At 43.6% G+C, this 15,906-nt stretch carries 16 protein-coding genes, 1 tRNA gene and 1 riboswitch; of the genes, 3 read left to right on the top strand and 14 right to left on the bottom strand.

Going from position 1 to position 15,906, the window contains the following annotated elements; all coding sequences use genetic code 11:
• Positions 1-111: 111 nt before the first annotated feature.
• A riboswitch (Fluoride riboswitch) is annotated at positions 112-184 on the top strand.
• Between the two features lie 61 nt (positions 185-245).
• Positions 246-1,475: a chloride channel protein gene (locus CCC70_RS02225; protein ID WP_270389582.1), complete on the top strand. Its 1,230-nt coding sequence runs from the start codon at positions 246-248 to the stop codon at positions 1,473-1,475.
• A 288-nt stretch (positions 1,476-1,763) separates the two neighbouring features.
• Here CCC70_RS02225 and CCC70_RS02220 read toward each other — a convergent pair whose 3' ends face one another.
• The 6 genes from CCC70_RS02220 to CCC70_RS02195 form a co-directional block, all read right to left on the bottom strand.
• On the bottom strand, positions 1,764-2,357 hold the full coding sequence (locus CCC70_RS02220) for a hypothetical protein (protein ID WP_287084173.1): 594 nt from the start codon (positions 2,355-2,357) through the stop codon (positions 1,764-1,766).
• Between the two features lie 516 nt (positions 2,358-2,873).
• Positions 2,874-3,467, bottom strand: coding sequence for a hypothetical protein (locus CCC70_RS02215; protein WP_110102830.1), 594 nt, complete (start codon positions 3,465-3,467; stop codon positions 2,874-2,876).
• A gap of 28 nt (positions 3,468-3,495) precedes the next feature.
• The gene (locus CCC70_RS02210) at positions 3,496-4,431 is read right to left on the bottom strand and encodes a hypothetical protein (RefSeq protein WP_287084172.1); all 936 of its coding nucleotides are present in this window, start codon (positions 4,429-4,431) and stop codon (positions 3,496-3,498) included.
• 142 nt (positions 4,432-4,573) lie between these two features.
• Complete coding sequence (locus CCC70_RS02205; protein ID WP_147417241.1) at positions 4,574-5,227, bottom strand: hypothetical protein; 654 nt, start codon at positions 5,225-5,227, stop codon at positions 4,574-4,576.
• Positions 5,228-5,261: 34 nt separating this feature from the next.
• Positions 5,262-5,870 carry a hypothetical protein gene (locus CCC70_RS02200; protein ID WP_147417242.1) on the bottom strand — a complete coding sequence of 203 codons (609 nt, stop codon included), beginning with the start codon at positions 5,868-5,870 and terminating at the stop codon, positions 5,262-5,264.
• Positions 5,871-5,930: 60 nt separating this feature from the next.
• A complete protein-coding gene (locus CCC70_RS02195) occupies positions 5,931-6,797 on the bottom strand; it encodes an RHS repeat-associated core domain-containing protein (protein WP_287084171.1) in 867 nt (288 codons plus the stop codon).
• A 131-nt stretch (positions 6,798-6,928) separates the two neighbouring features.
• Here CCC70_RS02195 and CCC70_RS02190 point away from each other — a divergent pair, with 131 nt between their 5' ends.
• Together CCC70_RS02190 and CCC70_RS02185 are read left to right on the top strand one after the other, a co-directional pair.
• The gene (locus tag CCC70_RS02190) at positions 6,929-8,020 is read left to right on the top strand and encodes an acyltransferase family protein (protein ID WP_287084170.1); all 1,092 of its coding nucleotides are present in this window, start codon (positions 6,929-6,931) and stop codon (positions 8,018-8,020) included.
• Positions 8,021-8,026: 6 nt separating this feature from the next.
• Complete coding sequence (locus CCC70_RS02185; protein ID WP_118369359.1) at positions 8,027-8,500, top strand: transporter; 474 nt, start codon at positions 8,027-8,029, stop codon at positions 8,498-8,500.
• A gap of 131 nt (positions 8,501-8,631) precedes the next feature.
• Here the strand turns inward: CCC70_RS02185 and CCC70_RS02180 are convergent, their stop codons facing one another.
• From CCC70_RS02180 to CCC70_RS02145, 8 genes are all read right to left on the bottom strand, one after another.
• Positions 8,632-9,639 (bottom strand): calcium/sodium antiporter, encoded by a 1,008-nt coding sequence (locus CCC70_RS02180; protein ID WP_022427049.1) that lies wholly within the window; start codon positions 9,637-9,639, stop codon positions 8,632-8,634.
• 338 nt (positions 9,640-9,977) lie between these two features.
• Positions 9,978-10,790, bottom strand: a complete 813-nt coding sequence (locus CCC70_RS02175; RefSeq protein WP_118369361.1) for a Cof-type HAD-IIB family hydrolase — start codon at positions 10,788-10,790, stop codon at positions 9,978-9,980.
• Positions 10,791-10,797: 7 nt separating this feature from the next.
• Positions 10,798-11,400, bottom strand: a complete 603-nt coding sequence (locus CCC70_RS02170; RefSeq protein WP_022427051.1) for a class I SAM-dependent methyltransferase — start codon at positions 11,398-11,400, stop codon at positions 10,798-10,800.
• Positions 11,401-11,421: 21 nt separating this feature from the next.
• The gene (locus tag CCC70_RS02165) at positions 11,422-11,652 is read right to left on the bottom strand and encodes a hypothetical protein (RefSeq protein ID WP_015527478.1); all 231 of its coding nucleotides are present in this window, start codon (positions 11,650-11,652) and stop codon (positions 11,422-11,424) included.
• Positions 11,653-11,880: 228 nt separating this feature from the next.
• Positions 11,881-11,954: transfer RNA gene (locus CCC70_RS02160), tRNA-Arg, on the bottom strand.
• A 158-nt stretch (positions 11,955-12,112) separates the two neighbouring features.
• A complete protein-coding gene (locus CCC70_RS02155) occupies positions 12,113-13,345 on the bottom strand; it encodes an ABC transporter permease (protein ID WP_287084169.1) in 1,233 nt (410 codons plus the stop codon).
• Positions 13,338-15,125, bottom strand: a complete 1,788-nt coding sequence (locus CCC70_RS02150) for an efflux RND transporter periplasmic adaptor subunit (protein WP_287084168.1) — start codon at positions 15,123-15,125, stop codon at positions 13,338-13,340. Before CCC70_RS02150 ends, CCC70_RS02155 begins: the two co-directional genes overlap by 8 nt.
• A gap of 2 nt (positions 15,126-15,127) precedes the next feature.
• Complete coding sequence (locus CCC70_RS02145) at positions 15,128-15,835, bottom strand: ABC transporter ATP-binding protein (RefSeq protein ID WP_287084167.1); 708 nt, start codon at positions 15,833-15,835, stop codon at positions 15,128-15,130.
• Positions 15,836-15,906 lie beyond the last annotated feature (71 nt).

Below are 15,906 nucleotides of genomic sequence, written 5' to 3'. Positions count from 1 at the left end.
GCTTCACCCGTAACCTGCCGATTTGTTTAATCATAGCACACCTGTAGCAAATAAGATACTCCGGATTTCCGTCTGACTATTGACGATATCAGCCTCGGATGCTATACTCTCAGGCAGAAAGGGAATGAAGTTCTCCCCCGATCTTTATCGAAACCGCCAATGAGCTGATGACTTCTGTGCAATGCACGGGGTTACCAGCTTTTTTTGATGGATTTTTAAGATCCGGGAGATTGAAAGGAGTTACTATGACAAAAGAAACTATCCAAAAAGAACATCGGATCCTGCAGCTGAAATATGCTGTCCTTGCAGTGGTGGTGGGAATCTGCGTCGGGATCGTAGATACCATCTTCGGCCGGGGCCTGCTGGCGATCTCTGATCTTCGCACCGCACACTGGCGATATCTGCTGCCCTTCCTGCCTCTGGCCGGACTTCTTATTGTGTGGATGTATCATCATTTCAGCACCTTAAGCTTAAAGGGCATGTCCCTGATCTTCGAAACCGGGCAGAAAAAAAGAGACCAGATTCCTCTGGCCCTTGTCCCTCTGGTAATGCTCGGCACCTGGATCACTCATCTCTTCGGAGGAAGTGCCGGCCGTGAAGGTGTTGCCGTGCAGATCGGTGCTACACTCTCTCACGAGGCAGGACGCAGGCTGCATATCCGGGAAAATAAGCCTGTCATGCTGATCACCGGTATGGCTGCCGGTTTTGGCGGTCTGTTCCAGACGCCATTAGCCGCTGTATTTTTTGCCATGGAGGTGATCGTTGCCGGATATCTTGAGTACGATGCGCTGCTGCCGGCACTTATCGCCGCATATACAGCCTCCTTCACCTCTCATTTCCTGGGACTGGAAAAATTTGCTGTGGATATCCAAGACACCTGGACTGTGACCGATCTCCGAAGCATGATCTCTCTCATTGCTCTCGGACTTGCCTTTGGTCTAGCAGGACGATGCTTTTCCGTACTTCTTCAGAAAGCAAAGAAATTATTCGGGGAAAAAATCTCAAATCCGCTGATCCGCATCGGTGTCCTGGCCATTCCACTGGCAGCTCTGCTGTTTGTGATCCACGGCGGACGCTACACAGGTCTTGGAACCAATCTCATCTCCGCTTCCTTTGCCGGAGAAACGATCTATGGATATGACTGGATTCTGAAGCTTCTGTTTACTGTATTTACACTTGCCATCGGTTTTCAGGGTGGCGAAGTAACGCCACTGTTCTCCATCGGCGCTTCCCTTGGAGTCGTCTTAGGTTCCATCCTCGGGATCCCTCCGATGATCTGTGGAGCACTTGGCTACGCCGCAGTATTCGGCAGCGCCACCAACACCCTCATCGCCCCGATCCTCATCGGCCTGGAAGTCTTCGGCACCCGAAATACCCTTCCCCTCATCCTGGTATGCATCCTCGCTTATCTGATCAACGGAAATCACTCCATTTATGGAGCACAACAGAAGGCACTTTGCAGGTTTAAGGAGTAGATATGTACATATTTTTTATTCGGTCATGGCTGACTCGGTTGTGACCGAATAAACATATAGAGGATTTTCATCTACACTTTCCGAAGAAATATCCTGATCCGGTGTTTCGCCACATCTGAATACCCATCCAGTCAATGCCAAATATCCCAAACCGGCTATTCCAAATGTGAATCCATCATCTTCAAAAATCCAACGATATGACAAAAATAAAATACAAAATAACAAAATTTTTTCAGGTATATTTTTTTTTCTTTTTCGGTTTATTATGATCCCCCCTAGTCGTCAGGCCTATACAACATCCGATATGCCCAGACAATCCAACAGATCTTTTTTCATTTTCTCATATTGTTTTTTATATCTCGAATATCTATATACCGGAAGGATTTCCAGGCGATTATAATAACGGTTATATATCGCTCCAAGACGGTATCGTCTTTTATACATCATTATCCCTGAATTATTCCGTACAATGCTCTTCAGAACACGATTATCATCTTCTACTTCCAGCACAAAGGAAAAATATATTTCCTTTTTTTCCTCTTTCGTTGTAATATATTGTTTCCAAAATTCTACAAAAGCTTTATTTAATTTTCCGATATCCGCTTCCTGAAACAGATCTGTTTTTACATATGCCAGAATATGTATCTCATCTGTTTTGTCATATCTGTAGAAAAAAGTTTTTCCATTTCGAGGAGCTTTATACGTATTTATATATTGATAAATTCCAAAACCTTTTTCCATTACATCAGAATGTATCTGTAAATCCCTGTAACACACCGGATTTTCATAATACATATTGATATTCTGGCACAGAAAACTGAATGGCGCCCAATTTCCTTCTTTATCTGTTGGATATTTATAATTCTTTTTATAAAATTTCACATAAAATATCCACATGCATGATCTTGCCATAATCATAAAAGCCAGCGAGATATTCAGAAGGATTTCTATCACTGTACTATTTATATCTGGATTTACATACTGCATCCCCAGATATGTAAAATACACTCCCAGCCACAGAATCATTATTTTTCGCAAAAACAAAAAACTTTTTAACTTTCCGTTTTTCCTGATAGGAAGAGCATATTTCGATTCCTTTTTGTCATTTAACATACCGTGTACATAAAATGGATTCTGACAGTTATAACTATCCGGCACATTATAAGGGGTTTTCCATCTTGACGGTATAATAACCGTAGGAATAAATAGAATATTTGAGATCATCAGGCTTACCAGAACCGCCAAAATTTCCATTACACCGACCGGCGCCAAATAGAAATAAAAAGATTTCAGTAATCCAGTAAACATCAGAGCATATACGCACAAATAAATAGATTTGCTCAACACGTCGATCATTTTTCTGTATAATTACCTCTTTCTTTTCTAATACATATTCTTTTAATCAAGTGATATTTTCTCTCCATTTACAGAAATCCAATAATCTTTCGGTTTGTGTTCCATGTATCCATAACATATCTTTTCATTTTTGTTATTTTCTGCTTCCAGAAATTTTGTTCCCACAGAATCCTTCACATCGGCTATTACATAATTATCATCATTCGGTACTACCAGTACATACCATTCCCCATTAATTTCTATCGTTGACATATCGATATTTATCTTTACATCTTGATACTCTCTGCCTGTACCATAAAATATAGAATCCGGCAATTTCCATTTCCCAGAACTTTCCGGAAAAATCTTTCCCTCTACTGTTCCTTCGTTATCCATGATAACATATGTAGAATTTTCTCCCTGCAGAATACGGATGATCTCAGCATTATCACCATATGCTTCCACGGCTTTCTCCACAGAACTGAAACTTCGGTGAGTATACACTGTATCGCAAACAAAGAGTCCGATTCCTAATATAACAATTGGTGCGACAACCTTAACTGGTGTCTTTTTTGATTTTCTTTTATAAGAAATAGCGATCACCAGATTAATAATAATTACCAGATATACAATTGGTTCTATCACTTTGATCAGCATATTTTTTCACATTCCCTTTACATACAGTCTACAGATCTATATCACGTCTTCCGATCACCCGCTTCAGTTCTTCTCTCATTTCTCTGTAAATATTTTTATATCTGGACTTACGGTCCGTACATTTTATTTTTATGATGTCATGTTTTTTCTCATACAAAACAGCCATACGACTTCGATGTTTATACATTCGTATTCCTGATCCGTCATAAAAAATCCTGCCTATAGCATCATTGATTCTCTCAGTCTGGATCACAAAGGTAAAACGTACATCTTTCTTTTTTTCTTCTCTGGTCAGCTCATTACACCAGAAAATCTCAAATGCATCATTCAGAAGCTGGATATGCATTTTCTCCATATCTGCTATATCAATGATCGCCCATAAGTTTACCTGTTGATTTTTTCTTTTCTGATAAAAACAGATTTGGTCATTCTCTTTTAATATATAATTTGCTTTTTTAGCATATCCACTTTTAAAAAGACATTCTTCAAACACCAGAGGCTGATTTTTCTCCGTTTCTTCTGTTGGATCAGGCAGTATCCTTCCTGCCAGTCCCTGCATTTCATATCCGATAAAGCTGAATGGCATCCAGATACCTTTTTTATTTCTCGGATAGCAGAAACTTTTCTTATAAATGTGGATATAATATGCCTCCACTACACCAAGGCTCATTATTATTCCCCAGTAAATCCAGAAAAATTCCAGTCTGATTTCCTGATATCTTCTATGTATTATATGATCAGAAATGAACCCTGCTGTCATCAGAAGAACATAACTCAAAAGCAAAATCTGTACTACAAAATATCCATTTATCCCGGAAAACCATTTCCTCTTCTTCATCATTTTTCGTACATACAGAGGATTCCTGTCATCATATAAATTTGCAAAAGGAAACCTTTCATTTCTTGCCCAAATTCTATCTGCCGATAATACAGCTTCTCCCATTGCCGCCAACACTAATGCCATTCTGATCTCCGGCATGATCTGGTAGCAAGCTGGTGTTAGAAGTAATGTTATCAGAAAAAAACGTTTTGTTTTTTCACTCAAGCGATATCTTCTCCCCATTTATAGAAATCCAATAATCTTTTGTTTTATGATATCTATTATTTTAATGACTACTTATTATTTTCCATCCAGTTCTGACCCAATCCTTCAAAAACCCGATTGGAACCATCTTCTGTCCATTTGCAGAAACCCAGTAGTCCTCTGGGTATTTTTTCAGATATCCATAGTAAACGTTTTCGCTTCCTTTTGCTTCGGAAAATTCTGTTCCTTCCGAATCGTATACATTCGTTATGGGAGATTTTATTCCCGGATATGGTGACACCACAACATACCATTCCCCATCAACTGCTACGGTAGATACGTCGACTATAATCCTGTCTCCTGTAAAACGCTTTGTGTCCTGAAACTCTGAATCTTCCGGAAGTTTCCAGCCGCTTTTTGTTTTTTCAAAAATCTGTGAGTCCATCACATCTCCATCATCCATAATAACCAATGCTGAAGTTTTTCCTTGCAATGTCGCCACGACATCTGACCGATCATCATAGGCTGTTACTGCTTCCTCAAGTGTATGGAAACTTTGTTCAGCCTCTTTGTTATTTTCGGACATCATAAATATGATGACCACAGACAAAACCGGAACCAGTATAAATATGGATATTTTTCGCGGGATTCTTTTCCTGGAATCCACGACTGCCACTATCATGAGCAACAGCAATAAGATTCCCCACGACCACCAGTTAGATAGTGAAATATTCATTTTTATGTCCTCTTTTTCCTACAATCTTGACGCTTCACAGATTAATCGCTACTTTATCTCCATCTACAGAAATCCAGTAATCGTCTGGTTTCGTTTTCAGATATCCATAATATACCGTTATATTCTCATATTCCGTTTTTAAAAATTCTGTTCCAGCCGAATCGTGAACCTCATTTATAGAATTCTCCCCCATAAGATAATGTGGAAGTATTACAATATACCATGCTCCATGTATTTCTATTGATCTCATATCAATATTGGCATCTTCTGAAGGATAGCTCATACTTTTTCTGAAAAATGCTGAATCCGGCAATTTCCATTTCTTTCCATTTTTGGGAAAAATCCTTCCTTCAATAGATCCATCTTCATCCATGATAACATATGTAGATTTCTCATCCTGCAAGGTTGCTATTGGCTTCGCCTTAATATCATATGCCCGAATCGCTTTATCCAGCGAGGTAAAATTTCGCTGCACAAATACTGCCTGAAACATGATAAATAACAAGCCAACCAAAAAAATTGGTCTGATGATAAAAAGAGGTACCTTTTTAGATTTTTTCTTGCATACGAGAGCAACTGCCAATGCAATAAACATTAATATTGTTATAACTCTTTCGAAAATGCTCAATATCAGATTCGCCATATGATTCCTTTCTCAAAAGGCTACTATAATCCAATTGAATAGTAGCCTTTTTGCTAATTATTAAGCCATAAATTTTACAAAGGCAGGCATTGCCACCATTAATTCAGGTATAAGTAAGCACCCTAATGCCGCTGCCAGAACCATCCATGAAATTTCTACTGATATTTCAGTTGTTGTTTCACTTTTATCGAATGTAACTGTATAATCTGTTGCCACTATAAGAGACCCTTTATTGTTAAGACCCACACTACCTCCTATAGTTTTCTTTTTTCCTATACTTAAACTTTGGGTTAATGTCCCCTGATTAATAGAAGTGCCTGAGTGTACAACACCTACATCCATAGAATAACCCCATTCAAAACTCTTACCATTAACATGATTTGCATATACCGTTACCATTTCTGAGTTGTGAGAAGTATTACGCGTCGATATGGTCTGAGTAACTTTAACCACTCCATCTACTAAAACTTCATCTACTTTACTGGTCTGATAACTTTCTGTTCCAACAAATGTTGCAACATGTTCCCTTACAAAATTATATACCTTAGCAACCGCTTTCTTCGTTTTTTTCCATTTAGATTTTAAAAAATGCACTATCTTTTTAAAGAAAGTTCCCTCTGGGTCGCTATTAGATACCGGATTATTTCCACAATAACAGAATACATTGCACATTGTGCTGTTAAATCCGGAAATATACGAATCCGCACTGATAAATCTCCGGATCTCCGGATCATAATACCGGTTCTTCAGATAGTACATTCCGGTTTCTTCGTCGTAGTAATAGCCTCTGTAGCGGAACGGGTTTGTTTTTCCGATGGTGCCGGTTTTGCTGCCGGTGATGCTCATGATTTTTCCCCAGCTGTTATACTTGTATTCTACTACAGTCTCTCCGGCGTCGTCAATCAGTGCAATGACATCATTCTGCAATAGTAAATTTTTCGTTACGGTTCCCTCCGACAGCTTTTCAATCTCCCACGTTCATGCTATACTGAACCTATCTCTGTCTGCCCGTTTCAGTCATGGGGCAGACTTATTTTTTTCCAGGAAAGGATTTATTTATGAAGCGTATCAAAAATATCGATCTGCTCCGTGCGGGGGCGATCCTCTACATTATGCTGTACCACTGCTACGTTCTGTCCGGGCAGCCATGGCAGTCACATACAGCCATCCACACACTTCTGACTCTTGGAGGTGAAGTAGGAGTTACACTGTTTTTCCTGTTAAGCGGATATGGGATCTATCTTTCCCTTTCTTCTTCGGAGGCGCGAGGCTGTCTCCCCGGCTGGCGGGCTTTTATGAAAAAGCGCTGTATCCGCATTATGCCCCAGTATTATGTATGTATCACGGTCCTTCTGATCTTTATGTCCACGCAGATGTTCAGCAATGAGGGACTTCGGCATATCCTGGCGTATTATACTTTTACGGAGAACTTTTCCCCGGTGACTCATGGTTCCATCAATGGTGCGCTGTGGACGATGGGCGTGATCTTTCAGTTTTATCTGATCGCCCCGTTCCTTTATAAGGCAGTCCGGAAAAACTGGCTCGTCTCTGCCATTGTGTCCATTGTTTTCACTGTTATCTGCCGGTTCGCCGTTGTCCGCTATCTCCACAATTCCGGGATTTCGGATAACTCTGTATATTTTGTATACGAGCGTCAGGTATTCTCTGCGCTGGATAATTTCGTGCTGGGAATGGCTGCTGCCGCTTTCTGGAAGCAGGTCGGAGATTGTATGCAGGATTACCGGCTGAAGCTTGGACTTCCGGTTTCTATTGCAAGCACCGCACTGATCCTGGTATGGATCTTTTATTACCACAGTCACGGGCTTTATGGCACCGCTCCCTCCGGTTATCCGGCACATTCCATCCTGGCGGTCCTGCTCAGTATACTGCTTGTAGGATTCTCCCTCCTGCCGGAAATGGATTTCAGATTTCTGCGTCCACTGTATTTCGTGGCACGGAACCAGTACGGGATCTATCTGTGGCATATGCCCATCATTATGATCCTGCAGGCCAACGCTCCATGGTTCAACACCATGAGTCAGCAGCGCTTCTGGCTGTTTTTGCCATGTATGGTTGTCATCACCTGCGTATTCGGCTATTTTGCAACCCGTTTTATCGATCATCCCGCTTCTGCGAAAAAGAAAGGATAACTTCCCATGAAAGACAGAACCGCCGTTAACCACAATATCCGCAAGCATTTTAATGAACTGATATACAACACAGCCCGTTACACAGAGATCGTGTTATCCATCGTGATCATTATCGTGATCGCACTGTCCGGACTGCGTTTGATCCTTACAACTGCCGGTACCTCCGTCATGGATATGGACACCGGATTTTTTACCAGTTTCCTGTCGCAGGCACTGTCCCTTGTAGTCGGTGTGGAGTTTGTAAAAATGCTCTGCCGCCATTCCGCCCAGACTGTTGTCGAAGTCCTGCTTTTTGCAACAGCAAGGCAGATGGTCGTGGAACATCTCGATCCTGTACAGACACTGATCGGGATCATCGGTATCGCCATTCTTTTTGCCGTCCGGAAATATCTGATGACGGACAGTGATGATATGACCCCACATCAGAAGAACGCTTCAGAAGAATCCTCAAAAAAAGCTTTCTCTTCTGAGTGTAAATGAGCATAATTACAGAAAAGCTCCAACTGTATCCCGATATTGATACAGTTGGAGCTTTTCTTATAAATTTTGCATTGGTATAAACTCTATACGATACTATTGTCTACGTCAGACCAACTGCATGCCCACAGCAGCTATCTCCAGATAATATACCCTGCATAGATCAGGTACATACACACCATGGAAATTCCCTCTTTCCGGCTGATCCTCTGCTTTGTGGCCGCATAGATCCACACGATCAGCGAGAACACGATAAGTATGACAATATCAATGATATTTTCCCGGATCAGTGCCACCGGATTGATGGCAGATGCAACTCCGAGAACCATCAGAATATTGAAAATATTGGAGCCTACCGCATTTCCCACAGCCATATCCACTTCGTTCTTTCTGGCTGCAACCACGGAAGTCACCAGCTCCGGAAGGGAAGTTCCGATAGAAACAATGGTCAGTCCCACCAGTGTCTGGCTCATTCCAAGATCAATGGCAATGCGGCTGGCAGCATCCACCGTAAGATCTCCGCCAAAGGCAATGGCAAGTGCGCCTCCCACAATAAAAAGGATGCTCTTCGGCCAGGAAAGGATGCCGATTTCTTCTTCCAGCTCTTCCATTCCTTCCATGTCCACATTTTTTCCTGCTGCCCTGGCCTTCATGGCACTTTGGATCATTACCACAATATAGCCTGCAAAAAATCCCAGCAGGATCATTCCGTCCAGATGACCAAGTCTCATTCCGATCGTATCTCCTGCTGCCAGGATTCCAAGCCCCAGAAGAAGGAGCGCACAGATCATGGAAAACGGAATATCCCTCCGGATGGTTTCCTTCTGTACCAGGATCGGCGTCAGGATGGAACAGACTCCAACAACTACCATCAGATTAAAAATATTGGAACCTACCACATTGCTGACCGCAAGCTCATTGTTATTGACCAGTGACGCCGTAACGCTGACTGCGGTTTCCGGCAGTGATGTTCCCATTGCCACAATAGTAAGTCCTATGATGATCGGCGGCACCTTCAGCCTTTTTGCGATACTGGAGCTTCCTTCTACAAAGAAATCCGCACCCTTCATCAGGAACACAAAGCCGATCACAAGAAAAACTAACACAAGGATCAGCGGTGAACTGTTTACCAGATTTTCCATTTTTCTTCTCACTTTCTGTTTTTATTTTCCATAACCAGAAGATTCATTTGTCGCCCGCCCTGCTGAAAAAATTCTTTCCGGCATTCTTTTGTTACATAAAAAAGACCCATGTATGCCCTGCTACAATAAAATATAACAAAGCATACATGAGTCTCATTCTTTAAGATTTGCCAGGTTTTTCAGAAAAAACCGGGTCTGTTGACAAATCACACTTACGTGCGAACTACTCCCTCATGGAATTAAAATTTTCAATTTTTTTCAATTTAACAGAATTGTTTTTAAAAGTCAACCCCTGGCCGGTGACTTTTCTTTACCGAAAGCACATATTTTATGTATCTTTATTGTTTTCCGCTTTCAGAAACAATCCCATTCAGAATCTGTAAGACTCCGTCTTCACTGTATGAAGGACATACTTCCCTGGCTGCTGCCTGCACTTCCGCTCTGGCATTGGCTACCGCATAGCTCCTTCCCGCTTTCTGAAGCATGGCGATATCGTTGAGGTTATCTCCAAATGTACAGGTTTCCTCCGGAGAAATTCCTAACTGTTGCTGGATAAATTCGACAGCTGTACTTTTTTCGCCCTCCGGCGGTGTACTGTCCATCCATTCTTTTCCGGCAGCCGCCAGCGTTACCTTATCCCTCCATGCCGGTGTAAAATACGGGGCACAAAGCTCCTCGCACCGTTCCGGGTGATAGACAGAGAATTTCAGCACCTGTTTTCCCTGAAGAGAAGAAAGATCATCCACTTTTCTCATATCATAACCATAGGAATCCCGCAGCCACAGGAACATCCTTCCATTCTCATTCTCCGCATAGCAGCACTCCGGTGTGGCAATAAAGCAGTCACATTCCGGCATTTTTTCTTTCACCATATGATGCATGCGTTTCCAAACCTCATCCGGAAGTGTATGTACCTTCAGGATCTTATCATTCTTCCGGATCACCGTACCGCCATCTGACACAAAATACACCAGATCCTTCACCGGCTCAAACAGCTTCCTCTCACTGTCATACTGCCGCCCGGAACACACCACAAAGGTGATTCCCAGCTCAGTCAGCTTCCGGATCACTGTCATATATTCCGGATTGATAGTCATGGTCCCATCTTTTACAAGAGTTCCGTCTACGTCTGTTGCGATCAGTTTTATCATGTTGTTTTTACTCCTCTCCCATCTGAAATACCAATATCCTCTCCCTGGGATTTTTTCCGTCGAAAAGATCCTGACAGTCGATCTCGTCCAGGAATTCCAGTTCCTCTACGGTCATCAGATATGAAATATATTCGTCAGATGGATAATAGAAAAACAGTAGCATTTCTCTTGTTTTTTCATACCAGGATTCCCGGATGCGTCCGATGACGCTTCTCAGTATTTCCACAGAAAAGGGATTGAAAAAATAAAATCTGTCTGCGGACTCCGGTACCTGAAAAAGGGCCGCATTCTCCAGTATAAATGATGTTTTTGTCCCGGAAACAGCCCGCTGCCTGTTTTCTTCTGCGGCTTTTGTCATACGTTCATCGTACTCCACGCCTGTAGTCCGGCATCTGACCTGCCACGCCAGAAAAAAATCCACTCTGCCTTTTCCACATCCATAGTCGATCAGATGATTCTTTTTCCCCAGATATCCACAATAAGCCAGCCGTTCCAGCACCCCGTACGGCGTTGGCTCGTATGGATAACAGTACTGATCCGATCTGGAATCGTCACGACCGGTGGTTTTGATCTTCAGCAGCTTATCATATTTTACTTCATTTTGATCCATGCTTCTGTTAATCTCCGTTCGCTACATCGGGCAGCTTCGTTTTTCCTCTTTATCCATATCTCCATGGACATACCTGGCATTGAACTCCATATTGATCTCACGGATTTCTTTCTTTCCGTCAATATAATCCTGATACATATCCGCAAGTCTCGCCATACAGCCATCACAGTTCGCGGAAATATTTCCAAGAGATTCCTCCACGATCTGTTTACGTTCCTCTTTTGTTGTATCTTTGATCAGATATCCTGGCATTGTTTTTTCCTCCTGATAGGTTCACCTGTGTTTCAGGTATTCTGTATTTTTGTTATTGTTCACTTTTTCTTTTGAAAAAAGCTGCTTGTATCAAACAAACAGCTTTACAAAAATTTTTCTTTTCTGTTTTTTTATTCTACTCTGGCCAAATGTCAGTGTCAACACAATTTTTCGCCTGTTTCCGAAACACAAAACAAAAGCCTCCGGAACAATTCCAGAGGCTTCATACGTGCGTTAGAGGATTCGAACCCCCGACCTTTTGGTCCGTAGCCAAACGCTCTATCCAGCTGAGCTAAACGCACATCTTTGTTGCTTTTCCTTTGTGATATTTTGTATCACCGCTGCAACAATATGTATGATACTCTAAGACCTATAAAATGTCAAGGGTTTTTTGAAACTTTTTTTGATTTTTTTTAAAAATATTTTTTATTGCTATTTTTGATGCAAAAGCAACAGTTTTTTAATTCCGCCTAAGTGCCTCGATCGGGCTCAGTTTCGCTGCCTTTTTCGCCGGATAGATTCCGAAGAACACACCTACTGCACAGGAGAACAGCGTAGCCGCCAGGATGGTTCCCGCACTGATTCCAGGTGTGATGGTCATTCCCATACTGCTGCTGATCACCGCACAGATCACATAGCCGCCTGCAATCCCCAGCACAATACCGATCAGCCCGCCTATGATCGTCAGGATCGCCGCCTCCGCAAGAAACTGTAACATAATAGACGAGGTTTTCGCTCCAAGGGATTTCCGGATACCGATCTCCCTGGTACGCTCTGTGACGGATACCAGCATGATGTTCATAACACCGATACCACCTACCAGAAGGGAAATGCCCGCAACAAAAGAGATAAACGCAGTCACCATACCAAGCATCTGATTCATGGATTTCATGACATCCTGGAAGCTCTGTACCTGGAAATACTCATCTCCGGCACACTGGTGACGTCTCTCAAGAAGATTTATGATCTTGTCTGCGACCGCCTGGGAATCCAGACTCTTATCCGCCTGAACTATGATCTGATAAAATTCTCCGCTGCTTCCGGTAAAGTCGTCCATAGCCGTATAAGGCACATTTATGGTCACCGGCATTCCATCGTAAGTATAGCTGACAAAGGTTCCGTTCTCTTTCTGTGTGGTGACTCCGCAGATGCGGAATGTCTTGGTCAGATCATAGCAGGTAATGTCCAATGTCATTCCCACTACATCATCCGTTCCGAAAATCCTTTTCGCATCGGCATCGGAGATCACGCAGACGTTTTTTCCCTCTTCGACCTCCTTCTGCCCGAAATAGCTTCCGTACTTCACAGAAGCATTATCCACCAGCTTGGCATCCTGGGCCTCCCCGGTCACTGTAAGATTAAAATCACCCTTTCCGGTTACGGTCTCGCCTGTATAGGAATCTGAAACATTAACACCTTCCACGCCATCCAGCTCCCGGACTGCATCAATATCTTCCGGCTCGATCCAGACCTGGTCTGCTATGGCATCATCACTGCAGTAAACAGCGATCTGGCCGCCGCCGATATCATTGATCTCGCTGTTCATCTGATTCTTCGTACCCTCACCGATGGACACAATGGCGATCACAGATGCGATACCGATGATGATCCCTAACATGGTGAGAAAGGATCTTCCCTTATTGGCCATGATATTATGGATCGCCATTTTGATATATTCATAAATATTACTCATTAGCAGTCTCCCCTGTCTCTGCTGCACTGTCACTGTCTGCCGCTGCTGCCTCTGCCTTCATTCCCTCTTCCAGGGAGCCCAGATCCTCGATGACCTCATCTCCGGCTTTAATGCCATCTGTGATCTCAACAGAGTCCTCGGAACTGATTCCTGTTGTGATATCCTGCTTCGTGATCACACCATCCTTCAGCACATAACAGAAGGAACCATCCTTGCCGATATTTACCACGCCTGCCGGAAGCGTTACCACATCCTCTGCCTTTTCTGCATAGATTTTTACCTTCGCATCTACTCCCAGAAAAATATCCTTGTCCGGCTTGTCGATGCTCACTGTGGCAGAGATCAGTGTGGAGCCCTTTTCGTTGGTTGTCGCAATGTGACTGATCTTAGTCACCTTGCCGGTATATTTCCTGTCCCCAATGGTGATGTCCGCATTCTGGCCTTCCTTTACCTTATCGTAGTCATACTTGGACACATTGATATCAACGCTGACCTTATCTGTATTCTGCAGGGTAAAAAGCTCCATTCCCTGTGTTGCCGCTGCGCCCTGCTGGACTGCTGATTTGGAAATGACGCCGTTAAAATCCGCCGAAATGCCTTTCTTTCCTTCTTCTACCAGTTCTTTCGCAGATTTTGCATCCAGCTCAGTAAGATTGTTGCTGACACGCATTTTTTCTTTCTCTTCTTCTGTAAGGCTGGCAGAATCCGCCTCTGCAATGGATTTCTGGGAAGCAAGGTCCGACTGCAGATCCGCCAGATCAGAGGTTGCCTGTTCGATCGCATTCTCAATGGCAGAAGTATCCACTGTACTTCCTGCAGAAGAAGCATCCGCAGATGCATGATCTGTCAGCCCCGGTGTTTCCTCTGAAGCTCCATCGGTAACAAAATCACCGGCTGCACTACTGCTGTAATCGGAATACTCCGGCATTTTCGGCTGGCTGGCCTTCTTATCCTCATAAGCTTCCTTTGCTTCCTGGCAGGCGATCTCTGCCTGACTTCTTGCTGCTTCCGCTTCATCTAGCGCCTGGGCATTCTCATCGCTCTGCTCTGCCTGCCACTGTGCAAAAGCCATCTGATACCTGGTATCTGCCTGATTATAAGCATTCTGTGCCGTTACATAATCGGAATTCAGCTGTCCCAGCTCCTGCTGGTACTGCGGAAGTGTCTCATTCTGATATGTAGTCAGCGCTTCTGAATACGCTCTCTGAGTCTCTGCATCCCTGGCAGCCTGGGCCTCTGCCTTTGCCTGGGTCTCCGCCTGGGCCTGTGCCTGCGCATCTGCCGCAGCCTGAGCCTGTACAGACGCCAGCTGTGATCTCAGGGAAGCCAGATAATTCTGCTGCTCCCTTACCTGCTGTTCCAGACTGGAAACCTTTGCTTTTGCGCTGTCTTGCTTCTGCCGGGCCTCATTGGATTTATTGATGGAATTTTTGTAATCATACTGTCCGGACTGTACATTCAGCTCTGCTTTCTGATTATCCCTCTCCAGATCCTTCACTTCAAACTCTATCAGCTTCGTTCCCTTTGAAACCGTATCGCCTTCTGCGAAGGATACGCTTTTGATCTGTGCGTTCACAGGAGAATAAAAGGTCTTCTGCTCATCACTGACAACGGTTCCGGTTGCATCTACGATCTCCTCCACATCTCCTGTCTCCGCTTTGGTAACAGCAACCTGCGGAATCTGTGATTCCCCGCGGCCTGCACCTGATGCCGCATAAATACCGCCTACCACAACAGCCACTGCTGCCACACCAATCACAATCTTTTTCCCTTTTTTCATTCTTAAGCCTCCTCGACAAATTCCTCATTGATCGTATCTGATTCAATTTTTCCATCCATGATCCGGACCACACGTCTGGCCTGAGCCGCGATCCCATTATCATGAGTGATCAGGATCAAGGTTTCTCCTGATCTGTGCATTCCCCTCAGGATTTCCATAATTTCCCTGCTGGATGCAGAGTCCAGATTTCCCGTTGGTTCATCTGCCAGGATCACCGGCGGCCTGGCTGCGATAGCTCTGGCAATAGCCACACGCTGCTGCTGTCCCCCTGACATTTCGTTTGGCTTATGATCCATACGTTTCTCAAGTCCGACTTTTTTAAGAGATTCCACAGCAAGCTTTCTTCTTGTTTTCCGGTCGATCCCACGATAGATCAGAGGAAGCTCCACGTTTTCCAGCGCCGTAAGATTTGCGATCAGATTAAAGCCCTGAAAGATAAAACCAATCTCCTTATTTCGTACCACCGAGAGATCATTATCCTTCATTGTGGATACATCTGTTCCATTCAGATAATATTTCCCGGAGGTGGGGACATCCAGACAGCCCAGCATGTTCATAAAAGTGGATTTTCCGGAACCGGACTGTCCGATAATAGCCACAAATTCACCCTTATGGATCTCCAGGTCCACATGATCCAGCGCCCGCACCTCATTTTCTCCGGGATTGTAAACCTTGCACAGATCTACTACCCGTACCAATGCATCTTCCATAATAAAATTACTCCTTGTAAAGTAAATCAGTCCCAGGCAAGCCCCTCCTCTGCTTATTGCTTTTTGCCATT

Origin of the sequence: Blautia sp. LMAG:89 (assembly GCF_008679485.1) — a bacterium.
GTDB lineage: Bacteria > Bacillota > Clostridia > Lachnospirales > Lachnospiraceae > Blautia_A > Blautia_A fusiformis.
This window is presented reverse-complemented; position numbering and strand designations above follow the sequence as displayed.